At 54.8% G+C, this 25,949-nt stretch carries 24 protein-coding genes; 13 read left to right on the top strand and 11 right to left on the bottom strand.

Annotated features, from left to right (window positions below):
* The 8 genes from NG653_RS11665 to NG653_RS11630 all read left to right on the top strand — a co-directional run.
* On the top strand, positions 1–693 hold a 693-nt coding region (locus NG653_RS11665), incomplete at its 5' end, for a hypothetical protein (protein ID WP_252741887.1).
* 25 nt (positions 694–718) lie between these two features.
* Positions 719–2,731 carry an Ig-like domain-containing protein gene (locus NG653_RS11660; RefSeq protein ID WP_370281135.1) on the top strand — a complete coding sequence of 671 codons (2,013 nt, stop codon included), beginning with the start codon at positions 719–721 and terminating at the stop codon, positions 2,729–2,731.
* A 4-nt stretch (positions 2,732–2,735) separates the two neighbouring features.
* The gene (locus NG653_RS11655) at positions 2,736–3,692 is read left to right on the top strand and encodes a PorP/SprF family type IX secretion system membrane protein (RefSeq protein ID WP_252741886.1); all 957 of its coding nucleotides are present in this window, start codon (positions 2,736–2,738) and stop codon (positions 3,690–3,692) included.
* 68 nt (positions 3,693–3,760) lie between these two features.
* Complete coding sequence (gene idi / locus NG653_RS11650) at positions 3,761–4,297, top strand: isopentenyl-diphosphate Delta-isomerase (protein WP_252741885.1); 537 nt, start codon at positions 3,761–3,763, stop codon at positions 4,295–4,297.
* Positions 4,294–4,704, top strand: coding sequence for a 6-pyruvoyl trahydropterin synthase family protein (locus NG653_RS11645; RefSeq protein ID WP_252741884.1), 411 nt, complete (start codon positions 4,294–4,296; stop codon positions 4,702–4,704). The genes idi and NG653_RS11645 overlap by 4 nt, the downstream gene beginning before the upstream one ends.
* Positions 4,705–5,157, top strand: coding sequence for a peroxiredoxin (locus NG653_RS11640; RefSeq protein ID WP_252741883.1), 453 nt, complete (start codon positions 4,705–4,707; stop codon positions 5,155–5,157).
* Position 5,158: 1 nt separating this feature from the next.
* Positions 5,159–6,127, top strand: coding sequence for a type I phosphomannose isomerase catalytic subunit (locus tag NG653_RS11635; RefSeq protein WP_252741882.1), 969 nt, complete (start codon positions 5,159–5,161; stop codon positions 6,125–6,127).
* Positions 6,128–6,178: 51 nt separating this feature from the next.
* Positions 6,179–6,448: a hypothetical protein gene (locus NG653_RS11630; RefSeq protein WP_252741881.1), complete on the top strand. Its 270-nt coding sequence runs from the start codon at positions 6,179–6,181 to the stop codon at positions 6,446–6,448.
* 9 nt (positions 6,449–6,457) lie between these two features.
* Here NG653_RS11630 and NG653_RS11625 read toward each other — a convergent pair whose 3' ends face one another.
* The 3 genes from NG653_RS11625 to NG653_RS11615 form a co-directional block, all read right to left on the bottom strand.
* Positions 6,458–7,159 carry a DUF4369 domain-containing protein gene (locus NG653_RS11625; RefSeq protein WP_252741880.1) on the bottom strand — a complete coding sequence of 234 codons (702 nt, stop codon included), beginning with the start codon at positions 7,157–7,159 and terminating at the stop codon, positions 6,458–6,460.
* A gap of 54 nt (positions 7,160–7,213) precedes the next feature.
* Positions 7,214–8,476: a DUF819 family protein gene (locus NG653_RS11620; protein ID WP_252741879.1), complete on the bottom strand. Its 1,263-nt coding sequence runs from the start codon at positions 8,474–8,476 to the stop codon at positions 7,214–7,216.
* A gap of 65 nt (positions 8,477–8,541) precedes the next feature.
* Positions 8,542–10,740: a DUF5916 domain-containing protein gene (locus tag NG653_RS11615; protein ID WP_252741878.1), complete on the bottom strand. Its 2,199-nt coding sequence runs from the start codon at positions 10,738–10,740 to the stop codon at positions 8,542–8,544.
* A gap of 151 nt (positions 10,741–10,891) precedes the next feature.
* On the opposite strand from NG653_RS11615, the gene NG653_RS11610 reads away from it, so the two are divergent.
* Positions 10,892–11,665, top strand: coding sequence for a S1/P1 nuclease (locus NG653_RS11610; RefSeq protein WP_252741877.1), 774 nt, complete (start codon positions 10,892–10,894; stop codon positions 11,663–11,665).
* A gap of 4 nt (positions 11,666–11,669) precedes the next feature.
* On the opposite strand, the gene NG653_RS11605 is transcribed toward NG653_RS11610, so the two are convergent.
* Genes NG653_RS11605 through NG653_RS11595 form a run of 3 tightly spaced genes read right to left on the bottom strand, consistent with a single transcriptional unit; the run spans position 11,670 to position 13,482 of the window.
* A complete protein-coding gene (locus NG653_RS11605) occupies positions 11,670–11,954 on the bottom strand; it encodes a TIGR03643 family protein (protein ID WP_252741876.1) in 285 nt (94 codons plus the stop codon).
* A 38-nt stretch (positions 11,955–11,992) separates the two neighbouring features.
* Positions 11,993–12,601, bottom strand: a complete 609-nt coding sequence (locus NG653_RS11600) for an alpha-ketoglutarate-dependent dioxygenase AlkB family protein (protein ID WP_252741875.1) — start codon at positions 12,599–12,601, stop codon at positions 11,993–11,995.
* The gene (locus NG653_RS11595; protein ID WP_252741874.1) at positions 12,601–13,482 is read right to left on the bottom strand and encodes an AraC family transcriptional regulator; all 882 of its coding nucleotides are present in this window, start codon (positions 13,480–13,482) and stop codon (positions 12,601–12,603) included. The genes NG653_RS11600 and NG653_RS11595 overlap by 1 nt, the downstream gene beginning before the upstream one ends.
* Before the next feature lie 205 nt (positions 13,483–13,687).
* On the opposite strand from NG653_RS11595, the gene NG653_RS11590 reads away from it, so the two are divergent.
* On the top strand, positions 13,688–14,050 hold the full coding sequence (locus NG653_RS11590; protein ID WP_252741873.1) for a hypothetical protein: 363 nt from the start codon (positions 13,688–13,690) through the stop codon (positions 14,048–14,050).
* A gap of 65 nt (positions 14,051–14,115) precedes the next feature.
* On the opposite strand, the gene NG653_RS11585 is transcribed toward NG653_RS11590, so the two are convergent.
* From NG653_RS11585 to htpG, 3 genes are all read right to left on the bottom strand, one after another.
* Positions 14,116–14,748: an MOSC domain-containing protein gene (locus tag NG653_RS11585; RefSeq protein ID WP_252741872.1), complete on the bottom strand. Its 633-nt coding sequence runs from the start codon at positions 14,746–14,748 to the stop codon at positions 14,116–14,118.
* 40 nt (positions 14,749–14,788) lie between these two features.
* Positions 14,789–15,124, bottom strand: coding sequence for a DoxX family protein (locus NG653_RS11580; RefSeq protein ID WP_252741871.1), 336 nt, complete (start codon positions 15,122–15,124; stop codon positions 14,789–14,791).
* A gap of 109 nt (positions 15,125–15,233) precedes the next feature.
* Positions 15,234–17,120, bottom strand: a complete 1,887-nt coding sequence (htpG, locus tag NG653_RS11575) for a molecular chaperone HtpG (protein WP_252741870.1) — start codon at positions 17,118–17,120, stop codon at positions 15,234–15,236.
* A 359-nt stretch (positions 17,121–17,479) separates the two neighbouring features.
* Here htpG and NG653_RS11570 point away from each other — a divergent pair, with 359 nt between their 5' ends.
* The gene (locus NG653_RS11570) at positions 17,480–18,139 is read left to right on the top strand and encodes a TetR family transcriptional regulator C-terminal domain-containing protein (protein WP_252741869.1); all 660 of its coding nucleotides are present in this window, start codon (positions 17,480–17,482) and stop codon (positions 18,137–18,139) included.
* A gap of 15 nt (positions 18,140–18,154) precedes the next feature.
* Complete coding sequence (locus NG653_RS11565) at positions 18,155–19,462, top strand: ABC1 kinase family protein (protein ID WP_252741868.1); 1,308 nt, start codon at positions 18,155–18,157, stop codon at positions 19,460–19,462.
* A 13-nt stretch (positions 19,463–19,475) separates the two neighbouring features.
* Here NG653_RS11565 and NG653_RS11560 read toward each other — a convergent pair whose 3' ends face one another.
* Positions 19,476–21,911, bottom strand: a complete 2,436-nt coding sequence (locus NG653_RS11560; RefSeq protein WP_252741867.1) for an alpha/beta hydrolase family protein — start codon at positions 21,909–21,911, stop codon at positions 19,476–19,478.
* A gap of 199 nt (positions 21,912–22,110) precedes the next feature.
* Between NG653_RS11560 and NG653_RS11555 the strand changes: the two genes are divergently transcribed.
* Positions 22,111–23,118 (top strand): 3-oxoacyl-ACP synthase III family protein, encoded by a 1,008-nt coding sequence (locus NG653_RS11555; RefSeq protein WP_252741866.1) that lies wholly within the window; start codon positions 22,111–22,113, stop codon positions 23,116–23,118.
* Between the two features lie 139 nt (positions 23,119–23,257).
* Here NG653_RS11555 and NG653_RS11550 read toward each other — a convergent pair whose 3' ends face one another.
* Complete coding sequence (locus tag NG653_RS11550; protein WP_252741865.1) at positions 23,258–25,717, bottom strand: TonB-dependent receptor; 2,460 nt, start codon at positions 25,715–25,717, stop codon at positions 23,258–23,260.
* Between the last annotated feature and the right edge of the window lie 232 nt (positions 25,718–25,949).

Raw genomic sequence — 25,949 nt, 5'->3', positions numbered from 1 at the left:
CAGAACATCTCGGGATCTTCATTGGTGGGTACCGACCTTACCATCGGGATTGAGAACGGGACCTCGGAGACCATCGATCTTTCATCTCTGGTGGGTACCGACGACCAGGGGCTTAGCCTGAGCGGCAACACCCTGACCCTTGAAGACGGGGGCAGCGTGGATCTGACACCCTACCTGGACAACACCGATGACCAGAACCTGACCCTGAGTGGGAACACCCTGGGCATTGAGGACGGTAACACTGTGGACCTGTCCCCATACCTGGATAACACCGATGACCAAACGGCTTCCGAAGTCAATCTGGACGCTGCCGTGGATATGGATGGGGACGCAGTAAACGAAACGACGACAGAGGGCGCCCTGCAGGCCATTGCCCCGATCACCTCCAAGGCGGCCCGGATTTTTTATCCGCCCTCTATTGCCATCGACGCCTCAACCAATGGCACCGGATTAACCGTGGATTTATATGCCCAGTATCTGGCCCAGTTCGGGACCCCTGCAGTGGCCAGTGCCGGAGCTCCTGCTGCGGTACCCACCTACGCCGCCACGGACCTGTATTATTATGTCACCTATGCCGACCCCGCTGTCTTTGCCAACATGAGTATCAATGCCAACGGGGTGCTGACCTATGATATCATCGGGCAGCCGGCGGATTACAATTCACTGATCAACGTAGTCTTTGTCGTAAAATAATCATCAACAGTTTAGCACCAATCCTTTGAAAGGGAACCTCACATCTTCACTGCTTTTTGCCGGATTGGCCTGGCTACTCCTTGGGGGGTTGCAGGTCCGGGCCCAGTTCCTGCTGCAGGCACCCAATTCAGGGGACGAAGCCAACTACCGATGGTATGAAGCCACCCAACCCGGGACCGTCCTCGGCACGGACTTCTTTTATGAAGCCACCCGGCCCGGGGTCTATTTTGCCACCTATGACGGGACCCTTTGCGGCTCCAATGCCACCGGGTATTTTATCCTGACCGATTGCAATGCCCCCGACAACCAGGTGACCCTCGATATCACCGCCAATGTGACCGGGGCGGCCACGGTGAGCTGGAGCCCTGCAGTTTCCGGGGACCCCCTGAGGCCCCTTGTAACGGCTACGGAAACAGTAGTTACCTACACGGCTTCGATAACCAAGGTGGGCAATACCATGGCGCTGCCCTCCTTTACGGTGGTTTGCATGCAGCAGGCCGCGGAACTGGTAGATGATCTTATAGCAGTCAATGAGGATGAATCCATCGTGGTCCCGATTTATGACAATGATCCCTACCTGCCCCAGCAGGGCTTCCTGACGGCGACGGACCCTGCCAATGGCTCGGTCTCCATTGACGATAACGGGACGCCCAACGACCCAACAGATGATATCCTGACGTATACCCCTGATCCGGATTACAATGGTCCGGATGGGTTTGACTATACGATCTGTAATACGGCTGGCGATTGCAGCACGGCCACGGTTACCGTGGAGGTATTGCCCGTGGTGGATGCCCTTGACGATACGGTGGCTACCCTCGAGGATGAAGCCGTGTCCGTTGACATCCTGGCTAATGACAACGATATCCCCGCTTCCGGGACCCTGACGTTCACCGACCCATCCAATGGGACGGTGACCCTGGAGGACAACGGTACCCCCGGGGATCTTTCCGACGATTTGGTGGTTTATACACCCAACCCGGATTTCAATGGGGCAGACAGTTTTACCTATACCCTTTGCGATACCCAGGGCAACTGCTCCACCGCCACGGTTACCGTGGTGGTCAATCCTGCCCTGGTTGATATAGATAGCGACGACGACGGTATCGTGGATGCTTTTGAAGACCTGAACCTGGATGGGGATGGGGACCCGTCCACCGACCCGACCGATACGGATGGGGACGGTTTCCCCGATTACCTGGATATCGATTCCGACAACGATGGCATCCCCGACAATGTTGAGGCACAGACTACCCTCGGGTACCTCGCTCCATCCGGCGTTGACACCAATAACAACGGCCTTGACGATGCCTATGAAAGCGGGGGGGCGATAGGTCTGATCCCTGAAGATACCGACGGGGACGGCTTGCCGGATTACGTGGATCCCGACAGCGACGGGGATGGGGTGTTGGACGCCATTGAAGGTCATGATTGGGATCGCGACGGCATCGCAGACGTCGACCTCATCGGGTCCGACAAGGACGACGATGGCCTCGATGACGGGTATGAAGGGCAAACTGCTATTGACCTGGATGTCAATGACGAGATTGACGACCCCAGAACAGACCTTCCCGATACGGATTCCGACGGGGAAGCAGATTACCGCGATACGGACGATGACGGGGATGGCCTGCCCACGGCCCAGGAGGATACCAATGGCGATGGCATCTTTGCAAACGACGATGAAGATGGGGATGGCATCCCTGACTACCTCGATCCGGCAGAGGTCGGCGATGACCTTGTAGTATATAATGTGGTGACCCCCAATGGGGATGGTTCCCACGATGTACTCAAAATAGAAAACATCGAGAATTTCCCGAATAATACCGTGCGGATCTACAACCGTTGGGGCGTGCTGGTCTTCAGTACCCGGGCTTACAATACCCAGGGCAATGTGTTTGACGGCACCTCCCAGGGCAGGGCCACGGTTGCACAGGACAACAAACTTCCGGTGGGAACCTATTTCTATATCCTGGAGTACCAACGAGAAAATGGACAAATGAAAACCCTCAGCGGATACCTTTACCTAAACCGATAGCCCAATGCAGCTTTTACCCCAAAACAAAAAGTTTCTGCGATGTGTTTTCTGCACCCTGCTAGTGGCCTTTGGTACCCTGGAGGGCCTTCGGGCCCAGCAAGATGCACAATACACCCAGTACATGTACAATACGGTGAGCGTAAACCCCGGCTATGCGGGTTCAAGGGGCCATCTGAGCATCGCCGCCCTGCACCGGTCTCAGTGGGTGGGCCTGGATGGCGCCCCGAAAACGCAGACCCTGAACCTGCACACCCCTGTAGGGTACCGGGGGGTGGGGCTCGGCTTTTCCATTGTCAATGACCAGATCGGCCCGACTTCGGAAACCTATTTTGATGTCGATTTTTCCTATACCCTACAATTGGCCCGGGATGCACGGCTCAGTTTCGGGCTCAAAGGGAGTGTCCATATGCTCGACATCCGGTTTTCGGAGTTGACCCAGGACCCTACCAACCCTGACGCTACCCTCCAGCAGGACATTCAGAACAGGCTTTCGCCCAATGTCGGGGCAGGAGTATACTACCATACCCAGCGGTTTTATGCAGGGCTTTCGGTACCCAGGTTCCTGGAAACCACCCATTTCGAGGAATCTTCCCTGTCCACAGCCGATGAACAGATGAATTTTTACCTGATTACAGGATATGTCTGGGATTTCCACCCGCTCTGGAAATTCAAACCAACCCTGCTTACCAAGATGGCCATGGGGGCCCCCCTTCAGGTCGATGTGTCGGCCAATTTCATGTACAACGAGAAGTTCATCATGGGGGCGGCCTATCGCTGGGATGCGGCAGTCAGCGGGATGGTAGGGTTCCAGTTATCGCCGGCTTTCCTTATTGGCCTGGCCTACGACCGTGAGATTACCGAGCTCGGCGGCGCCATTTTCAACGACGGCTCCTTTGAGGTAATCCTCAGGTATGACTTTATCCGGTCGGTGGGAAACATAAAGTCGCCCCGGTTCTTCTAGGCGCCGTGCCCTGTTAATTTTAGCAAAGCCTTAACCCAATTCTTGGCCAAAGGCCGTATTTTTGGGATGTGAGAGAAGAAGAGGTTATTCTGGTTACCCCCGAAGACGAGGTTATAGGCACCATGCCCAAGATGGAAGCCCATGAAAAAGCCGTCCTGCACAGGGCTTTTTCCGTTTTTGTCCTCAATGGGCATGGGGAGGTCCTCCTGCAACAGCGGGCGGCCCACAAGTACCATTCCCCGTTGCTGTGGACCAACACCTGTTGCAGCCACCAGCGTATAGGGGAAGGCAATATTGAAGCCGGGAAGCGCCGGCTTCGGGAGGAAATGGGTTTTGAAACCGAACTGGAGGAACTCTTCTCCTTTATTTACAAAGCACCTTTTGACAACGGCCTTACTGAACACGAACTGGATCATGTTTTGTTGGGTTATTACGAGGGGAAGCCAGAGGTGAACCCGGAAGAGGTAGCCGGGTGGAAGTGGATGAGCCTGGATGGAATTCGCGCCGACCTTGTCACTAACCCCGGGCGGTACACCGCCTGGTTCCGCATTATCTTTGATCGCTTTTTTACCCACATCCAAAAGGAAAAGCAAAGAGGCCTATGAACGTAAAAGTCAGCAGGAAAGCCCATTTCAATGCAGCCCATCGCCTTTACCGGCCCGATTGGGATGACCAGGCCAATAAACAGGTTTTTGGGAAGTGCAGCAACCCCCATTTCCATGGGCACAACTATGAGCTCATTGTGAGTCTTACGGGGCCCATTGACCCCCGTACCGGGTTTGTGGTCGACATGAAGGACCTTAAGGACCTGATCCGCGAGGAAGTCGAAGAAGCGTTTGACCACAAAAACCTCAACGAGGAGGTGCCGGAATTCCGGAACCTGAACCCGACGGCGGAGAACATTGCCGTGGTGATCTGGAACAAGTTACGCCCGCACCTTCCCGCTGAACAGGAATTGGAAGTAGTGCTTTTCGAGACCCCCCGGAATTTTGTAACCTATACCGGGAAATAAATGGGATTGCCCGTAGGAAGCCCCATGCCGGAATTTTCCCTGAAGGATCAGGAGGGAAACTGGTTCCACAGCAATGACCATGTGGGCAAGGCCCCCCTGGTCATCTTTTTTTATCCCAAGGATTTCACCCCGGGTTGCACGGCCGAGGCCTGTGCTTTCCGGGACCACTATGAAGATTTTACCGAAGCCGGAGCCCTGGTGGTCGGCATCAGTTCGGATTCGCAGGATTCCCATCGCAGTTTTTCAAAAAGGCACCGCCTGCCCTTTATCCTGCTGAGCGACCCCGACCGGAAGGCCCGAAAGCAATTTCGGGTCGAGAACCGTTTTTTGAACCTGTTGCCCGGGCGGGAGACCTTTGTGGTGGATCGCAATGGGGTGGTGGTCATGGCCTTTGAAGGAATGCGCGCCTCCGGCCATGTACAGAATGCCCTGAAGGCCATCAAGAACCTGTAGCATGGAAGTATACCCCCTTAAATTCCATCCGATTTTCAAGCAACGGCTCTGGGGCGGCAACAAGCTGCGAACTTTTTTGGGCAAGGACGTTTCGGGGGAAGACATCGGGGAGAGCTGGGAGCTCTCCGGGGTTGCCGGGGACGTTTCCGTAATCGCAAATGGGCCCTATGCCGGAAAATCGCTATGGGAACTTATCGAAACCTTTCCCGAAGGCCTCCTGGGAACCGGGGTACTCGAACGGTTTGGGACGGAATTCCCCATACTGATCAAATTCCTTCACGCCCGCGAGGACCTTTCAATACAACTCCACCCCGGGGATGACCTGGCGCGCAGGCGTCATAACTCTTTTGGAAAGACCGAGATGTGGTATATCCTGGATGCAGAACCCGGGTCGGAACTGATCATCGGTTTTAACCGGGATGTCAGCCGGGAGGAATACCTGCAGGCCCTGGAAGGGGGTAAGCTTCTGGACCTGTTGCATTACGAGCCGGTGCGGGAAGGCGATGCTTTTTTCATCAATAACGGGAAAATCCACGCCATCGGCGGGGGGATCGTGCTGGCGGAAATCCAGCAAAGTTCCGACGTCACCTACCGGATCTACGATTTCGATCGCCGGGATGCCAACGGGAACCTTCGGGAGCTGCACACCGAGCTGGCCCTGGAAGCTATGGATTTCCAGCAAAAAGACGATTTCAGGCGCTCCTATGGGCGGAAGCGGAATCAGCCAAACCCTATGGTCGACAGTGCGTATTTTAAAACCGCATACCTGGAGGTGGATAAAAACCTGGAGCGCGACCTCCGGGGGAGGAAGGCCTTCACCATTTTCCTTTGCGTTGGGGGCCAGGCCGTGATTGCAGTCGATGGGCAGGCCGTGCAGGTACGGATGGGGGAAACCGTGCTGGTCCCGGCCGCAGCAGGCAGCGTACAGATCAACTCCGGGGGTTGCAGGCTTCTTGAAGTAAGCCCGTAGGCTTTTGCAATTTCTACCGGGGAAGTTGTACTTTTGCGCAAAACAAATCCCATGGCGAGCATACGCGACCTGAAAAAAGACATCAACAACGTGCTGGGCGATATCATCGAAGCCGTTTACATCCTCGAAAATACCCAGCAAAAGGAAGGGTCCCAGGAAGGGACAGCCATAATCGACCAGGCGATCGAGACGTTTGATACCCTCATTGCGCAGGTAAACCAAAAAGATGTCCCCAACCGGAAGGCCCACCTCAAAGAGATCCGCGCCTCCCTGGAAAAAGAAGCGACCCAGTTGGTTGAGCGACTCAATACGCTTGGCTGAATCCCCTTATCAAGGGGCCTTTTCCAGAAGTCCCTGTAATTTCTTTCCGTATTTGGAACTTGCAATCTCCGGGGGCAACGCCCGGTAGATGGAATCGAGGAGCTTTGGGTTGGCATCGGGCACCTCCGCCCAGGCGATATAAGGGGCCATGTAGGAATCCCGGTTATTCAGCGCAAAGTTGATGGCGTAGAGGTACCTGCGCTTCAGGATCCTTTCCGAGGCGCGTTGAAGGGAATCGAGTAAGGTAGAGTCCCGGGGGAGCTGCAGGGCCACCATTTCCCGTGCCAGTTCCAGTTCCTGCAGGTTGAAGCGGGACAGGTTTTCCCTGAATTGCTCAAATTTTTTCTGCATTTCCCCGGCCTCAATCCTGGCTTCGCTTTCGAAAGCATTCCACCTTGAATTAATCCGTACCGGCCCGGGTTCCCCAAAAAAGGGGATTCGGTCGTCCAGTTCATTGTTGTCGGCGCTTTTAAGGTAGAGGTAGTATACATCGGGCTCGGAAAGACGGGTTTGAAGGCTGAACTTCCCGTCCCCGTTTATTTCCACGGAGTCCAGGTTTATCAGGGCTGAATCCGGGATATGCTGCAGGTAGAGGGTGCCTTTTTTAAGGCCCGCTATGTTCCCTTCCACCACCATGATGGCCCTGGGGTCATCTGAGGCGCAGGAAGCCAGAAGCCAAAGGATCCCCAGGAGTTGAAAGTACTTGCTCATAGGACTGTTTTAGGGGGCAAAGATGCATTATTTTTCTAAAATGCAGCAACTCCTTTACAGGGAAGAAGCCACTTCCATGAGGTACGCGCAAAAGAGGGCGCCCCCGGTGCCCACCACATAGCCCAGCACAGCCAACAGGACCCCTACGGAACTCAGGGAGGCGTGGAACTCCGCTGCGACAACAGGGGCAGAAGCCGCCCCGCCCACATTGGCCTGGCTCCCCACGGCCAGGAAAAAGAAAGGTGCCCGGATCAGTTTGGCCACTAAAATGAGCAGGCCTGCATGGATGCCGATCCAGATGAGCCCCAGCAGGATGAGCCCGGGGTTTTCCAGGATGCGGCCAAGGTCCATTTTCATGCCAATGGTGGCGACCAGGATATAGATAAAAACCCCTCCCAGTTTGCTGGCCCCGGCCCCCTCGTAGTTCCGGGCCCGGGTAAAGGACATGCCGATGCCGGCCAGGGTGGCCAGGACCACCATCCAGAAAAATTGCCCCCCGAGGAAAGAGAGGAAGCTTTTGGGGTCCCTTACGGACTCAAAGGAATCGCTCAGTCGCCCGCTCAGGCCATTTCCGAGGAAATGGGCCAGGCCGACGGCCACAAAGGCGAGGGAAAGCATTATCAGGTAATCCCTCAGGCTGGGGACCCGCGTGATGCTTTCCGAAAAGGCAGTCACCTTTTTTTTCAGGGCTTCAATGGACGAGGAGTCGGCTTTCAGCCAACGGTCGATCGCCTGGTTCCGGCCCACCCCCAGCAAGAGGATCGCCATCCAGATATTTGCGCATACCACGTCCACCAGGATCATTTCCCCATACCGGTCGGGGTTGAACTGGAAGATCTCGAACATGGCAGCCTGGTTGGCGCCCCCGCCGATCCAACTGCCGGCAATGGTCGCCAGGCCCCTCCAGATGGCATCGAAATCATTTCCCCCAACGGTTTCCGGGGAAAAAAGGGAAACCAGCATGATCGCCACCGGCCCGCCGATAATAATCCCCGCGGTTCCGGTGAGGAACATGATCAGTGCCTTCGAGCCCAACCGGGCGATGGCCTTCAGGTCGATACTGAGGGTCATCAGCACCAGGGCCGCCGGCAGCAGGTAGCGGCTGGCCATGAAGTACAGCCGGGAATGTTCATCCGAAATGATCCCAAGGCTCGCCAGGATGGCGGGAAGGAGGTAACATAAAAGGATGGCCGGCACCCAGTTGTAGAATTGTTTCCAAAATCCCTTTTGCAGGCCCGAGGTATAGAATACCAGCCCCAGGCATAGGGCCAGCAATCCGAATACGATGGTGTCGTCAGTAATCAGGGGTGTTTCCATTCCGGGAAGTTTTTGCCGGAAAAGATAGGGTAAAATTCAGGAACGCGAAGGCAGCCCCCCGGGGCTTAGATATTGAGCCAGTAAGTGAGCTTCAGGTTGATGGAGCGAAACTTGGGGTTGAAGGTGTCCACAAAGTAATTGTCGGTATAGACCAGAAACAGGTCCGAAAGGGGGGCAAAGCGCCATTGCAGGCGGCTGTTGATGCCCAGGTTGTCCCTCTGGTTGCTGTACTGGATCAGGGTCGACCAAAACAAGGACCTGGAAAAGGTAAGCTCCATGCGCGGTACGATAAGCCAGATATCAGCAGAGGGAAACGGATCAGGTAGCATGAGCTTGTCGTAATTCACCTGCACCGAGAGGAAGGCTCTGGGCTGAATCCTGAGGTTGGCCCCGGCTTCCAGGGAAAACCGCTGCCCGTTAAAAAATTCCCCTATGGTGCTTTGGGCGCGATAGGAAAAAATCCGCCTTCTGTCGGACTGGTAATCCAGGCGGACGCTATTGTAGTAATAATCCGAATCTTCAGGGAGCGGCGTCCCATCCGACCCGGTGGGATCGAAATCGTCGAACAGGTAAGTATATTGGGAGCGCATCTCGATGCTTGCCTGTGACTGGTCAGTGAAGCGGGCCTCCCAGGACCCCTGCAGCCGGTAATCGGTAAGTTGCATATCCAGGCTGGGGCTCCAGATCTGTTGGGAAAGCAACTGGAAGGTGTGGTTGTTCAGGTAACTGTCTTCCGGCCAGAAGGTGCGCGAAAAACCGCTGGTCCCTTTCACAATGTCGACCCTGGGGATAAACCCGAGGTCGGAACGAAAATTTTCCCCGATATAAACCCAGTCTGTGAAGGCGCCGTAATTGCGGGAATTGTAGCGCACGGTAGCCCCTGAAGACAGGTCTTTCCCGCTGGCATCGGGCTGGAAGGAACGGTGCAGGTAAAACCTCCCGTTCCACAGGTTGTCCTGGGAAATCAGGTTATAGTCCAGGCCCAGGACACGATTGAAACGTTCGTCCCGGGAAATGAAATCATCATTCCCCCCGGCCACCCGGTTGATGAAAAACAGGCCGATGTTGGAACGGGCAAAGACCACATGCTGTAAAGCCAGCATGGTATGGTTGTTCGACGGGATTTCATTGGGGGCGTCCTTTTCGGTCTGGATGCTGAAGAAACCAAGCCGCAGTTTCGGGTTCAACTTCCCGCTTAGGCGGACCCCGCCTACCAGGCGGTTCTCAATGGTGTTTCCGGCGGTGTCTTCGGCAATCCCGATGCGGCGCGAAAAGAACGGGTTGGCGTCTCGGGAACCCCCAAAATCAGCGAAGAGGTCGTTGTTGTCTATGAAGAATTGCCTTTTTTCAGGCAGTGATACCTCAAAACGGCTGAGGTTGGTCACCTGGTCATCTACTTCCACCTGGGAAAAATCGGGGTTCAGGGTCACATCCAGGTTCATGCTGTTGCCGATGGAAACCTTCGCATCGCCGCCTACCTTAAATAAGTTTTCGTTTTCCCGGTTTTCCCGGTCGTTAAAACTGCCTGCAGTTATATAGGGGATCAGGGCAAAGGGGGTGCGCGATTTGCCCAGGGGCCTTTCAAAGACCATGTCGCCCATAAAGGTCAGCCCGTAGATATTCTGGTTCTGGGGGATGTGTACCCAGGTACTCTGCTCGTTGGACTGGGTGTCAAACCGGTAGCTGTTGAACCGCCACTTGGTTTCCCCCTCCCTGAATTTGAAGGAAGTCAGGGGGATGATGAGTTCGGAAGTGTAATAGTTGTCGTAGATCTTCGATTCCCCTCTCCACTTTACGTCCCAGGAAATCGTAAACCCCCGAAGGTCGAGCCCGCCCCCGGAAACCAAACCCTCACGGCGTACCCCATAGGGATTGATCCCAAACAGGAAGGCATTGTTGGCATCGTTGAAGGTGTCGAACAGCAGGGTGATGTTATCGGAATTCCCGGCGCGGAAATCGCGCCGCAGGGACTCTATAGCATAGTTCCTCCCTGCGGTATGCACCGTAATCCCCACATAGAGGTTGGTGTCGTCATAGAGCATCTTGATTTCGGTCTGCTGCCGGGCGGAAATACTGTCTACGGGAAAATATTCCCAGAAATCTTCTGCCGCTTCCGCCAGGGACCAGACATATTCGTCAAGAACGCCGTCAAGCACGACGGGGTCAGTGACATATCGAACTGTAAAAGCCTTTTCGGGAAGGTTTTGCGTGTATGAAAGCAGAGGAACCAGCAGGAAAACCACCAGCCACCTTAATCTTTGCATGCGTTTGGTTTAATCGACCCTAAATGTAACCTTATCCTTCCAAAAAAAAGGTATTTTAAGGAACCTTTAACCGTTTTTTCGACCCGACCCCCTATGAATTCCAGGGACTTTTTTTTCGGGAATATGTACTTTTACGCCGAAAAATTATACCATGAAGAAAATCCTCCTGCTCTTATTTATTCTACCCTTAATGGCGCAGGCCGGAGCCCCCTATTGGGGAAAGACCGGCCATCGGGTGGTTGGGGAAGTCGCGCAGATGCACCTGTCCAGGAAGGCCCGGAAGGCAGTGGCCGAACTCCTCGGGGGGGAGGGCCTGGCAGAGGTATCCAATTTTGCCGATGACATAAAATCTGACCGCACCTATGACCGGTTCACCCCCTGGCATTACGTGAATTTCGGACCCGACGAGGCATATGGGGAAGGGAAGCTGAGTCCGGAAGGGGACCTGGTGGTGGCGATTGAAAAATGTATTGCAGTCCTGGAAACCCCTGAAACGCCACGGGACGAAAAGGTATTTTACCTTAAAATGCTGGTGCATTTTATCGGGGACCTGCACCAGCCGATGCACCTGGGCCGGGAGGAAGACCGGGGGGGCAACGACATCCAGGTGCAATGGTTTGGCCGGGGCTCTAACCTGCACCGGCTATGGGACTCCAACCTGATCGACAGCTATGGGATGAGTTATACGGAATTGGCCGGGACCCTTCCGAGGTGGTCGCGCCACAAAATGAAAGCCGCGCAGCAAGGCACCCTGCTCGATTGGGTGGGGGAGGTGCACCAGGTGACCAATGAGGTCTATGACTCCGTGGAGGCGGGGGAAAAACTGGGCTACGACTACAGCTACCAGTGGTGGGACACCGTGGAGCAGCAGCTCTTGCTGGGAGGGCTCCGTTTGGCAGAGGTCCTTAACCGGATTTATGGATAGGGGGCTACTTCCGCTTCGAAATTGCATTTCTGCTAATGGCCCGCTGGCGTGAGCACCTGAACCGGGTCACCCCCTTCGGGCGCAGCCCCAGGTGCTTGGCAGCCCTTCCCTGTACCCGCTTCCTCCAGCGCCGGAAACTTCCCGGTTTCAATTCCCGGCGCATCAACACGATGACTTCCGCCTCGGAAAGCCCGAACTGACCCGTAATTGCCTCGAAGGGCGTGCGGTCTTCCCAGGCCATCTCGATAATGCGGTCCCTGTCTTCCACGGGTAAAGAATCGCGCTCCATGGTTCAAAAATACGTTGCAAAATGGGAACATGCCAATCCTATTGGTGCCCCTGGGCGAGGATTTTTCGGAAGGTGAGGTTAATCCGTTGGCCCACCGGTTTCCGGGTCTTTGGCACCTGGTGAAGCCAGTGGTGCTGCATGGCCCCGCCCATGAGCAGCAGGCTCCCGTGTTCCAGCAGGAGCTTGAAACGCAATGCGGGGTCTGTCCGGTGTTTGAGGTGGAAGGCCCGGACTTGTCCCAGGGAAACAGAGGCGATGGCCGGGTTGGGCCCCAGTTCCCTTTCGTTGTCGGCGTGCCAGCCATTGCTGTCTTCCCCGTCCCGGTAAAGGTTCAAAAGGCAGGTGGTGAATTCATGCCCTGATTGCTCCTCTATGGAGTTGCGGAGGGTTTCCAGGGCAGGGGGGAAGGGTTCCGGGTGCATGGTGATGCCCGAATAGGTGTAGGTCCTGCCCGATTCCCCATAAAGGGCGGTCAGGCGGGGTTGGGGGTAGGTCTTCCCGAAAATGCGGATGTCGTCCTGCCTCCAGGGCACCTGCTCTAAAAGGAGCCTGAAAAGGGTGTCTGCATGTCCCTGGGGTAGGAACCCGGGGATATAATTCAACTCCGCATCGGGGAGCAGGGCCGACCCTGCCTGCAACAGTTCCATCAGCGCACCACCGATTTCAGCTCACTGCGGTACCGGGAGGGGCTCATGCCCGTAAAGGCCCGGAACGACTTGTTGAAATGCGAAAAATTGTTGAACCCGCTCTCGTAGCAGATTTCCGTTATGCTCATCTTGTTTTCGGAAAGCAGGTTGGAAGCGTGTACCAGCCGGTACTCATTCACAAATTGCACAAAGGTTTTATTGGTGACCTTTTTGAAATAGCGGCAGAAGGAGGGCACGGTCATATGCACCAGGTCCCCCATGGTTTCCAGGGAAATGGGTTGCTGGTAATGCTCCTTCACATAATTGAAGATGTCATTGATCCGTTCGTTTTCCTTCGATTGCAACTCCATGGAGAGGTGGTCGGCGTTCAAAAGCTCGTATTCCGAGGTATTGGCCAGTTCGTTGAGGATATTCAGGATGGCCAGCAGTCGCTGGAATTCCGATTTATACTCCAGGATTTCGATTTTCTCCCCGATTATTTTCTTTGCCGTACCCGTAAAGGCCAACCCGGCCTTCGATTTTTCAAATAGCCTGCGGATTCCGGTCATTTCCGGCAGGTTCATAAAATCGGGTCCGAGGAAGTCGGCCTTCATCTGCACCACGGATTCGCTGGTATTCCCCGTACAGGCATCCGTAAATCCGCAGTGCGGCAGGTTGGAACCGATCAGGATGAGGTCTCCGTTGGTATAATACGAGATATGGCTTCCGATTTGCCTCCTGCCCGTTCCGCCATTTACATAAACCAGTTCCACTTCGGGGTGGTAATGCCATACATTGTTTTTGTTCGGCCGGCTTGCATCGAATTTTTGATAGGTATAGGAATGCCCGAAATCGGGGGCAATGGATTCGAAAGCTGGTTTTGGGCTGATGAGTGTGTTCATAGCAAAAGTCTTCCTGTCCACTAAATTACGTTGGCTCTAACCCGGGAGATGGTGCGAAATTAACCAAAAACTATGCTATATTATCATTTAAGAGGTTTTTAACACCAGGAGGCGATAATATAGAACATATATTGGATAATCCGGTGGAAGTTTTCCGGGGGCTCCCCCCCTAAATTTGTACCTGTTAATCAAAAAACAAACAGTCATGAAAAGAAATTTGAAAAACTTCAGCGCAGCCCTTGTATTACTGGCCGTTACGGCAAAAGCAGGAGCAGCAACCACAGATCCCGTAAAGGACCCGGTGGAGGTTAAGGAGATCAAAGCCGGTACCCCGGTGGTACAGACCAAAGGCCAGAAGGTTTTTGTAAACCTGCTGAACCTCGAAGGGGAATCAGTAACCGTAAAGGTACTCGATAGCGACAACCGGGTATTGTACCTCCAGATTTTTGAGCAAACCCCTGTGGTGGAAAAGGCCTTCAGTTTCGAGCAAGCCTATTCCGGTACTTACAGCGTGGTAGTGCGCAACGGCGAAGACCTGTATTCGGCCTCCGTGAGGGTGTCGCGCTAGGCATCGGTTAGTTTAGTTTAGTTTGGTTTAATTCAGGAGAGGGGGGCTTTGGCCCCCTTTTCTTTTCAGCCTCTTTTAAGGAGTTGTTGCCTTTTTAATTCGGGCAGCCAGGCATGGGAAAGGGCTTTACTGACCAGTTCCCCGTCCCCGGGCCCGAAGAAAAGCAGCCTGTAGAATTCGGCAATACTGATCTTCTGTTCGGGCGCCTCCAGCAGTTCCATGGCATCGCCCGGGCGGACCGCCCCGGCTTCAAGGACCTGGGCATACGATCCCGGGTATCCCCTTTGGTGAAATTTTTCAATAATCCCCTGGTCGGCAAAACGGATACCCAGTTTGTAGCAGGGTTCCCGTGGGGTGGTGATACGCAGCAGGGCTTCCCCGACGCGGTAAATGCTGCCCAGCCATAGCCGGCTTTCATCGAGCCCTGCTACCGTGAGGTTCTCCCCGAACATCCCGTATTCCCAGCTCAGGCCGGGGTACTGTTCCCGCCAGTACGGGTATTGTTCATGCGAAAACAGGTAACAGGCCTTCAGGGCACCCCCGTGCGCTTTGGGGTTGCCAATGGTATCGCCCTCCACCCCCGAAAGTTTGAGGAAAATCCCCTCCGGACGGGGCGCCTTGTAGATACCCGTGACCTGGTTTTGTCCTTTCCACAGGATTTCCACGGGTTGGGCGGTATTGGTACTGGTGATTTTCATAGCGGGGCTCTCGTTTCCCAAAGATAGGGGATTACAAGGTTCAGAGGTAGCTAAAGGCCCAGTAGATCAGCAGGCCCTGAAGGGGGATCCGCAAGGCCAAAAACCAGGAGGGCAGGCCCATGGCCGCCTTCCGGTCGCGGAGCATGTGTATGTGTACGGGAATAAACATAAAAAGCAGGGCGAGGATGCCATAAAGGCCTGTTTCGCGGGTCGCCGGGAAAAAAAGCGCTGCCCCGAAGGCAATTTCCAGCAGGCCGCTGAGGTAAACCATAGGTTTTGGTCCCGGGATCCAGGGGGGGATGATCTTCTGGTATACCTTTGGGTAGATAAAATGGAGCACCCCGGCCAGGAGGTACAGGCAGCCCATCAGAACCATATGCCAGGGGGTTTCCACCCCCTAAAGATAGGCAGGGAATCCGGACTCAGGGACGCCAAATAAAAAAAACCGCCCCGTCAGGGGCGGTTTTTTGTCGTACAAGGACGACTTACTTTACCAGATCATAACTCCGTCGGATGAATGTGGTCAGTTCCTCCCCTTTAAGCAATCCTTTTGAAAGCCGTGCCAGGTCCACGCACTGGTTGATCAGGCGCTGGCGCTTCTTTTCGGTTTTCGTGGCCAGGATCTCCCCGACCAGGGGATGGTTGGTGTTCACCACCAGGTTATAGAGTTCGGGCATATTGCCCAGGCCAAACATGCCACCGCCGGTTCGCTGCATCTCCTTCATGCGCCTCATGAACTCGGGTTCTGTGATCATAAAGGGGGCTGCTTCGCTGTCTGCAGGTTCAAGCTGCACGGTATACGGGCTTTTCTCACCCAGTACGTCTTCCAGTTGCTTTTTCAGGGTCTGTTGCTCCTCGTCCGAAAGTTTTGATATCTGGGTGTCCTCCTTGCGGATGAGTTTGTCGAGGGAGTCGGCATCGACCCTGGCAAAGGAAAGGTTTTCCTTGCTGGTTTCGAGTTTTTGCATCAGGTGGGCCACAATGGGGCTGTCCATCAACAGCACCTCATAGCCTTTATCCCTGGCAGCGCGGATGTAGGCGTGCTGGGCTTCCCGGTCAGAAGCGTAGAGCAACACCAACTTGCCGTCCTTGTCGGTCTGCTGCCCTGACACCTTTTCCCGGAGCTCCTCAAGGGTATAATACGCCCCGTCAACGGTGGGGTAAAGGGCAAAACCCTCTGCCTTCTCAAAGAATTTTTCTTCCGACAGCATACCGTACTCGATGACAATCTTGATGTCATTCCACTTCTTCTCAAAATTTTCCCTGTCTTCCCTGAAAAGTGAATTCAGTTTGTCGGCCACCTTCCTGGTGATATAGGAAGAAATCTTTTTGACCGCCCCGTCGGCCTGCAGGTAGGACCGGGACACGTTCAGGGGGATGTCCGGGGAATCGATGACCCCGCGGAGCATGGTGAGGAATTCCGGGACAATCCCTTCTACATTGTCTGTGATGAAAACCTGGTTCTGATAGAGCTGGATCCGGTCTTTCTGAAGGGCCAGGTCCTGGTTGAGTTTGGGGAAATAGAGGATTCCCGTCAGGTTGAAGGGGTAATCCACGTTCAGGTGGATGTGGAACAGGGGCTCCTCAAATTGCATGGGATAGAGTTCCCTGTAAAAAGAGTTGTAATCCTCGTCCTTGAGGTCTGCCGGTTTCTTGGTCCAGGCCGGGGTAGGGTTGTTTACGATATTGTCGACCTCCCGGGTAGGTGCCGGTTCATCTTCCCCGGCCCCTTCAGGTTTGGGCAGCGTCTCGGTACGGGTGCCGAACTTGATGGGGACCGGCATGAACTTATTGTATTTGAGCAGCAATGCCCTGATGCGTCCTTCCTCCAGGAATTCCCCTGAGTCTTCGGCGATATGCAAAATGATCTCTGTACCCCGCTCTTTCTTTTTGCCCTTTTTAAGGGTGAACTCGGGGCTCCCATCGCAACTCCAGTGCACGGCAGGCGCGTCCTGGTAGCTTTTGGTCAGGATTTCCACCCGGTCGGCCACCATGAAGGAGGAGTAAAAACCGAGGCCGAAGTGCCCGATAATCCCGGCGTCCTTCCCGGCATCCTTATACTTGTCGAGGAATTCCTCCGCCCCCGAAAAGGCCACCTCATTGATATATTTTTTTACCTCTTCCTCCGTCATGCCAATACCCTGGTCAAGGATGTGCAGCGTTTTTGCCTCCTTGTCGATCTTTATTTCGATGAGGGGATCTCCCAGCTCAACCTTAGCCTCCCCGATGGAGGCCAGGTGTTTTAGTTTGAGGGTGGCGTCGGTTGCATTGGAAACAAGCTCCCTCAAAAAGATTTCGTGGTCGCTGTAGAGGAACTTTTTGATCAGCGGAAAAATATTTTCAACGGAAACATTGATTTTGCCTGTGGCCATAGCTAAAATTTCTTTTGTTAGTCAGTCCTGAGAAGATCAAAAAGGATACCAGCTCCCGGCAAAATGACAAACTGGCATTTACGGCACGGCCGGAATGTCACGAATTTAAATTTTAACACTATTTTTTGTTTCACAATAATGATTTATGTCTGAACATTGTTATCTTTGAAATGTTTTCGATTTTAAAGATTCCCACTTGGGCATTCTTATTTGAGAAACAGTTTGTTTATTAATTGGTTAGGTTGTTTGAAAAGCGCACTTTGCTGAAAAGTGCGCTTTTTCTTTTGCGCCTTTTGGGGAGATATTAACAGTTATAGTGTATAAGAAAACGTACATTTGATTAGACAAAAAGAATTGAAATGAGCCCTAAGAAAAAACCTGAAATATCGACTGGGGAAACCCTTGTGGCTGCCTACATGTCCGATACCCTGGAAAGGGAGAAATTTCCTGTTTCCGTCTATCGGTTTTGTAAGGATAATGCCCTGGAAGAATCTGAATTTTATAAGCATTTCGGCTCCCTTGAGGCCCTCCAAAAGGAAATTTGGGTCTCCTTTTACGACAAAACCCTTGGGCTGCTCAGAGAAGAGACGGCCTATGACGGGTATGCCCCCCGGGAGAAGATGCTCGGGTTCTTTTTTACTTTTTTCGAACTCCTGACGCTGAATCGCAGCTATGTGCTTTTTGCCCTGAAACAGGGGGAGAAGCCCCTGGAACGCTTTTCCCAGCTCAGCGGATTGCGCACCCGGATACGGGGCTTTGCCAGGGAGCTGGTGGAGCAGGGCAATGAGGAGCGCAGCAGTGCCATTACCCGGCATAGCCCGGCCCTGTTTTCCGAAGGCGCCTGGTTGCAATTCATGTTTTTGTTGCAGTTCTGGATGAAGGATGGTTCCCCGTCCTTCGAAAAAACCGATATGGCGATTGAAAAATCGGTCAACACGATTTTTGATGTCTTTGACAACACGCCCCTGGAACGGGTCCTGGATTTCGGGAAGTTCCTCTACAAGGAACATTTTGCTTAACCCCCCGCACCCCCTATGAAAACCCTCGACCGCATCCCCACTTCCAAGATAGAACGGGCTGGAAAGCTCGTGCAGACCGGAGTTAAGCTGGGGGGCAACTACATGAAGTTTTATGGGAAGAAGCTCCTGAACCCCGACCTCGAAAGGGAAGGGCTGGATCAGGACAACGCCCGTGACGTCTATGACGGGTTGAAGGACCTCAAAGGCAGTGCCCTGAAAGTGGCCCAGATGCTGAGCATGGAGAAAAATTTACTCCCCCGGGCCTATGTGGACCGGTTTTCCCTGGCCCAGTTTTCCGTTCCTCCCCTGTCTGGCCCCCTGGTGCGAAAAACCTTCCGGCGGTATCTTGGATGCAACCCCGAGGACTTGTTTGACCATTTTGAGCCCGAGTCTGTCAATGCCGCCAGTATCGGGCAGGTCCACCGGGCCAGGAAAGACGGGAAGGACCTGGCGGTTAAAATACAGTATCCGGGGGTTTCAGAGAGCATTAGCAGCGACCTGGCCCTGGTGAAGCCTGTGGCCACCCGCATGTTTAACCTGAAGGGGAAGGACACGGAGAAATATTTTAGGGAAGTAGAGGAAAAATTGAAGGAAGAAACCGATTACCTCCTGGAGCTTCGCCAGAGCAGGTCCATCACGGAGGCCTGCAGCGGGCTGAGCGGGATTCGTTTTCCCACCTACTACCCGCAGTGGTCCGGGGAGCGGATCCTGACCATGGACTGGATGGAAGGGGAGCACCTTGGGGAATTTACCAAAAACCCTTTTGCCCCGGATACGGGGAACCGCCTTGGGCAGGTCCTGTGGGATTTCTATATGTATCAGATCCACCACTTGCGCAGGGTGCACGCCGATCCGCATCCGGGGAATTTCCTGGTAGGGCCCGAAGGCGACCTGATCGCCATAGACTTCGGGTGCATCAAGGAAATCCCGGATTCCTTCTATACCCCGTATTTTGAGCTGGCCCGTAAAGAAACGTTCCTCGATGAGTCCCTGTTTACCCAAAAACTGTTCGAACTGGAAATCCTTTCCCCGGCCGACAGCCCTGAGGAACTCTATTTCTTCAAAGACCTGTTCCGCGAGATGCTGGAGCTTTTCACCCGTCCTTTCAACCAGGAGGAATTTGATTTTTCCTCCCCGGCATTCTGGCAGCAAATCGGACAGCTGAGCGAGCGCTACTCCAGGGATCCCCAGATCCGAAAGATGAATGCCAACCGGGGTTCCAGGCACTTCCTCTACATCAACCGCACCTTTTTCGGCCTGTACAATTTATTGCACGACCTCAGGGCAAGGGTGAGGATCCACGACTACCTCCAATACCTGTAGGCGGCCGACCGCTCTACCTGCCTTTGGCGTCCTCCCCGGGCCCGGGCTTCAGGTACTGCTCGAGCCACTGGTCCTGTTCCCAGAGCATGTGCAGGATGCTTTCCCTGGCCCGGTAGCCGTGGCTTTCCTTTGGGAGCATCACCAGGCGGACCATAGCCCCGAGTCCTTTGAGGGCATTAAAATAGCGTTCGCTCTGCATGGGGTAGGTGCCGGAATTGTTGTCGGCTTCCCCGTGGATCAGCAGTAGGGGTGTCTTCATCTTGTCGGCATGCATAAAGGGCGACATGTTGTAATAGATTTCAGGAGCTTCCCAGTAATTCCGCTGTTCGCTCTGGAACCCGAATGGGGTCAGGGTGCGATTGTAGGCCCCGCTGCGCGCAATACCAGCTGCGAACAAATCGCAGTGAGACAGGAGGTTGGCCACCATAAAAGCCCCATAGCTGTGCCCCCCGACCGCCACGCGTTTGGGATCGATATACCCCATGCGGTCCACGGCCTCGATGGCCGCCCTGGCATTGGCCACCAGCTGGGTGCGAAAACTGTCGTTGGGCTCTTCATCCCCTTCGCCGATAATCGGGAAGGCCGCATCGTCCAGCACGGCATACCCGCGGGTGACCCAGTATATGGGGGACCCCCAGGACGGATAGGTAAATTCATTGGGGTTCTGCGTATTCTGGCCGGCACTCCCCTTGTCTTTGAATTCCCGGGGATACGCCCACAAGATCATGGGGAGTTTTTCCCCTGATGCCCTGTCGTAGCCTTCGGGGAGGTAGAGGGTGCCGCTGAGCTCCAGGCCGTCTTCCCGGGTGTAGGTTATAACTTCCTTGTGGACTTCCTGCAGGCTTTTAAACGGATTTTCAAAGGAGGTTAGGGCCATGGGGGCCTTGCGCCGAACCAGGCTTTTGAAATAGTAGTTCGGGTACTGCGAAGGGGATTCCAGTTGTACCAGCAACTGGTCTTTTTCCGGATCGTACTCCAGGAGGGTTTCCTTTTTCCCGGGGATCCGCGATTCGTACAGCCGTAACTTCTGCCCCGACTCAAGGTCAATCCGGTCCACGAAGGGGAATTGCCCTTCTGCGGTAAACCCGTCTCCCAGCAAAAAGGCGTTTCCCTTGCGGTCGAGGGCCAGCACGGGTACCTGGAAGTCATTCCTGGTGGTCGCAAAAGAGCCCGGGTCACTGTACTGATCCTGATAATTGCGGTCAGAAAGGATTACCGGCTCCCGGGACGGGTCGGACGGATTGAACAGGTAGGTCTTCGTATTCCGCGTATCCCACCAGCGGTCGGTGGCGATGGCGGTCGTCGCATCCCCCCACAGGATGCCCCCGAAGCGGTTGATGGTTTTCAGCACCGGGGTGCCCTGCCCGTCAAATGGGGCTTCCAGCAGGAACACCTGGTCGCGGAAAGGAACGGCCACGGCGGGGTCGCCCCCATCCAGGGCTTCCACATAGACCAGGGTGGCCGGCTGGTCGTTTCGCCACGACAGGTCGCGCCGTCCGGGGCGTTCGGCCATAAAGCCTTTGGGGAGGTCCTCGATCAGGGGCACCTCCAGGACCTTGCGGACCAGGGTTCCATCCCTGTTGTAAATGGTTGTGGTCGCCGGGAAGCGGTAGTAGGGCACCAAATAGGAAAAGGGCTTTTCCAGGGTAACCGCCATCAGGTAGTTCCCGTCGGGGGAAAAGCTGAGCCGGTCATACATGGCAGCTTCTTTCCAGAGGGTAACCCGCCCGTCGAGGTGGACCCGCCTGAGTTCAGACCGGGCCAACTGTTCAAAATTAAAAGCGTCATCGGGGTTTTTCAGCAGGTCCTGGTAGGTCCGGTTCTGGGCCTTTTTCCCGTCGTTGGTCGCGATGGTCGGCCCGGAGGGCACCCGGTCTTCCCGCTCAATGAGGGGCTTCCGGTCTGCAGGCAGCATCTTTACCAGCACGGACTGGCTGTCTTTAAACCAGTTCACCACATCCCCGAGGTTGGCATTGAGCTGCGGGCTGGTCAGCCGCCGGGCGGCCGCGCGCTCCAGGTCTACCATCCACAGTTCCACGCCCTGGTCGGTGGTATGGGTCATGGCCAGGGTTTCTTCATTGGGCGAGAGGCTGAAGTTGGCCAGCCTGGGGTTTTTGGGGAGGCCACTAACCTGGCGTGTTGCCGGATCCCCCGGTTTTTGCACCCGCAGGTTGTGGTAGTAGGTGGTCCGGCTGCCGATATGGGTGACCGGGTTGATCCGCAGGCCCCCCAGGCGTAATTCGGGTTCGGAAAGCTCCGCGATGCTTTTATAGGGGCTGCGGTACATGAGCAGCATGTGCTGCCCGGAATCGGTGATCCAGACCCGCGGGGCCAGCGGGGCCTCGGCCAGTTCCAGGATTTTGGCAGGGGGCGTCTGGTAGGTCAGTTCTACCTGCGCATAGGTGCTGAACAGGCCGGCGAACAGGAGGAAAAAGAGGTATTTTTTCATGCGATTCGGAGTAAAAGGGGCTATTGGATTAAACACCTTTCCAAGGTACGGGAAATTTCAGAATTCATTGCGGGGCTGTTGTGCTCCCCATCACTTTGGGGGCTTTTTTTTAGGACAACTTGGCTTTTATGGGTATTTTTAAAGTTCGGCCGGGGGGGTGTTTCCCACCGCAACCCCGGCGACAAACTAAACGAAGCGTATGTACAACTCGAAGATTGTCGGGCTCGGATATTATGTGCCCGACCAGATCGTTACCAATGATGACCTTTCCAAAATCATGGATACCAATGACGCCTGGATACAGGAGCGCACGGGTATAAGGGAACGCAGGCACGTGCGGGCAGGGGAGGATACCACCACTTCCATGGGGGTTAAGGCAGCCCGGCTGGCGATCGAAAGGGCCGGGATAGACAAGGATGAGATTGAATTTATCGTATTTGCCACCCTGAGCCCCGATTATTATTTCCCGGGCCCAGGAGTGCTGGTACAGCGCGACCTTGAACTTCCCACCGTGGGCGCAGTGGATATCCGCAACCAGTGTTCCGGCTTTGTCTATGGGTTGTCCCTGGCCGACCAGTACATCAAAACCGGCATGTATAAAACCGTCCTGGTCATCGGCTCAGAACTCCATTCCCGCGGGCTCGATATGACCACCCGCGGACGGGGGGTTTCCGTGATCTTTGGCGACGGGGCCGGTGCTGCTATCCTGAGCCGGGAAGAAAACCCGGAAAAGGGCATCCTGTCATCCCACCTCCACAGCGAGGGGCAGCATGCAGAGGAGCTTTCCGTGATCGCCCCGGGAATGGGCACGCGATGGGTGACCGACATCCTGAAGGACAACGATCCGGACGATGTCTCCTATTACCCGTACATGAACGGGCAGTTCGTCTTCAAGAACGCCGTGGTGCGCTTCAGCGAGGTTATTATGGAAGGGCTGAAAAAGAACAACCTGCAGCCTTCTGATATCGATATGCTCATCCCGCACCAGGCCAACCTGAGGATTTCCCAGTTTATCCAGAAGAAATTCGGGTTGTCCGACGAACAGGTGTTCAACAACATCATGTATTACGGGAATACCACGGCGGCCAGCATCCCGATTGCCCTTACCGAGGCCTGGGAAAAAGGGAAGATCCGGGAGGGCGACCTGGTGGTCCTTGCCGCTTTTGGAAGTGGCTTTACCTGGGGGAGCGTAATCATCCGGTGGTAACCGCACCGGCTGTTTTTTGCACCCTCATTTTCCCGATGAAAAAGAAGGAACCCCGGCCTGAAAAGCCGGGGTTCCCGTTACACAGCGGGCCGGGAGGCCAACCAACCCATCCCCCCCGGTGCTGCGCTTTGCATGTGTTTCAGAAAAGCCCGCCGCTTCCCTCTTTGGTATTGCGGTCGCGGTTTTTCCGGCCCGAAGTCTGGTTCTTCCCGCTTCCGAAGCGATAGGAAAGCCCCACAAAAAGGTTCTGGCTTTCCCAGTTGAACTGCCCGCTCTGTATAAAAGGTTCGTCGGCGTCAAAGGCAAAGCGCATGGTGTTGAACACGTCGTTGAAATTCACGCTGACGCTCCCTTTTCCCTGGGCAAAGCTGTACCGGGCCCCAAGGTTTACAAAGTACATGGGGTCTGCCGTAAGCTGTATGGTGCGGTTTTGTCCGCGATAAAAGCCAAATACCTGAAAGGTTAGGTTTTCGGTAGCCTTCAGGCTGTTGTTCATCCTGAGGTTCCAGGCCGTGTTGTCGACCTCCTGTTCCACCACCACGATGTCATCCACCGTGGCATTCGACTGGTCGGTCAGCAGGCGCTCCGTGCGCCCGCGCTGGGTTTGCTGGTACAGGTCAAAGCTCATGTTGATGCTCCACCATGAGGTCGCCTTGAGGTTCCCCGACACCTCCACCCCATAAGCCGAGGTGTCGTCGAAGTTGTCGTAGGTAAGGATCATGCGGTTCAGGTCGAGCCGGTCCACAAAAACCGCCCGGTTGATCTCGTCCTGGATGGCCCGGTAGAACACCCCGGCCGTGAGGCTCCCAATCTTGAACCGCCGCGTGTAATTGGCCTCATAGGAATCGGTGAACTGGGGCAATAGTTCCGGGTTCCCGAAGGAAGAGATCAGGGGGGTGGCGAATTCCCGGATGGGGTTTACCTGCGTAAGCCCTGGCCGGTCTACCCTTCGGCTGTAGCTTAATTGGTACTGGTTTTTTTCGCCGGGGGTGTAGGTAAGGAAGGCCGAAGGATACAGCTGGGTGTATTCGTCGGTAAAGGAACGCACCCCATTGGTGTCGGCCTGTACCTCAACATCTTCCAAACGGAGGCCGGCCTGGAAAGACCAGCGCTCATAATTTCGCCCATAGGTGGCATAGGCCGAATAGATATCCATCCCATAGGTGAATTCAGTGCTTGGGGTAGGGACCAGGGTCCCCTCAGGGGTAAAGGACAGGCCGGTGGAACGGTAGCCCACCTCGGTTTCGAATACCCTGGCTTCGAGGCCGGCCTCGAGTTTGGATATGGTATCGAGGGGGATCACATAGTCGAGGTTTGCGATGGTCTGTAGCCGGTCAATATCCACAAAATCGGTGTAGTCCGGCAGGGTGGCTGCCCCGGTGGAGCGGAAATCGGCATCCTCCTGGCTGGTGTACCGGTTATGGTCGAACTCCAGCTCCAGGCTATGGCCTTCCCTGGGGAACTCCCATTTATAGTCGAGGTTGTACTGCTCACTCCGGTTATCGTTCAGGGTCAGCAGGTCAAGGGCTGTGTTGCGGGAAGGACTGTCGGCATAGGTGACCTGAACCCCCCCATTCCCCCGGCTGTCAAACAGGTTCTGGTTCGTAAAAACGGAAAGGGTATGGCGGTCGTTGAGATAGATGTCGATGCCGGCCTTATAGAGGTGCGACTTGTTGTTGTTGAGGAAATCAAACTCCTGCAGGGAGTTCTCAACGGGGCGAAAAATATGTCCGTCATTGACATACTTGCCTATATTGTTGCCGTAACTCCCATAGAGGTTCACCTTCCCCTGGCGATAGTTCAGGTCCACAGAGCTGTTGAACTTGGCTTCGATCCCTTTGGTCAGCCCCAGGTTGAGGTTGCCATTGAACCCGATATTCGCGTTTTTATGCAGGATAATGTTGATTAGCCCGCTCATTCCTTCGGGGTTGTATTTGGCCGAGGGGTTGGTAATCAGTTCAATCGCCTTGATGGATGTAGACGGGATTTGCCGCAGCAACTGTTCCACGGGCACGTTGGAAAGCTTCCCGTCAACCATTACCCGAACGTTGGTGTTTCCCCTCAGGCTGAGTTCCCCGGTCTGCTGGTCTACGTTCAGGGAAGGGATATTGTTCATGATTTCTGCAGCGGTGGCTCCGGTTGTGGTCAGGTCCCTGCCCACATTTACGACCTTCCGGTCCGTTTTTTGTTCAATGGTGGTGCGCTCCCCGACCACTTCCACCCCGCTCAATTCCATGGTGGCTTCTTTCAGGGAAATGGTCCCCAGGCGGACTTTCTTATCCTCCTTGCTGATTTCAAAGGGGATGGAATACGTCTGGTACCCAATGAACTGAACCTCCAGCAGATACTTTCCTTCAGGCAATTTTTCGATGTGGAATTGCCCTTCTTCCGTGGTTATCCCCCCGGTAATGGGCTCCCCGGTTCCGGGAGCGGTTTTGATGACCACGGCCGCATAGGCCACGGGTTGGCCAAGGCCCTGATCGATGACGGTTCCTTCAACGGAACCATCTTTCAGGTCGGGTTCAGGATTGGGCGCGGAAGCCAGGGATGGCCACAGGGCCATAAGGAAGCACCCCAGCAACAGGAGATGGGTTTTCATGACAGTTCGTTTTTGATGATTGATTGATGATAATTAAAAGACGACCCCGGTGGTTTTTTGTTACAAAGGCCCGTTGGCGGCAAGGCGGGAGGGTGCAATTCGCCGGGGGTATAAACGTCGAAACCCCATCGAAATCCGGATCCGGATTGATGGGGTTTCTGGTATTGACAGGCCTATCCAAACACTAACCACTAACTTAAGAACAAGGCCTGTCAAAGCGATCAGCTTTGCA

Source organism: Robiginitalea marina (assembly GCF_024006985.1).
Lineage (GTDB): Bacteria > Bacteroidota > Bacteroidia > Flavobacteriales > Flavobacteriaceae > Robiginitalea > Robiginitalea marina.
The sequence above is the reverse complement of the archived record's forward strand: the minus strand, read 5'-3'. Positions and strand labels throughout refer to the sequence as shown.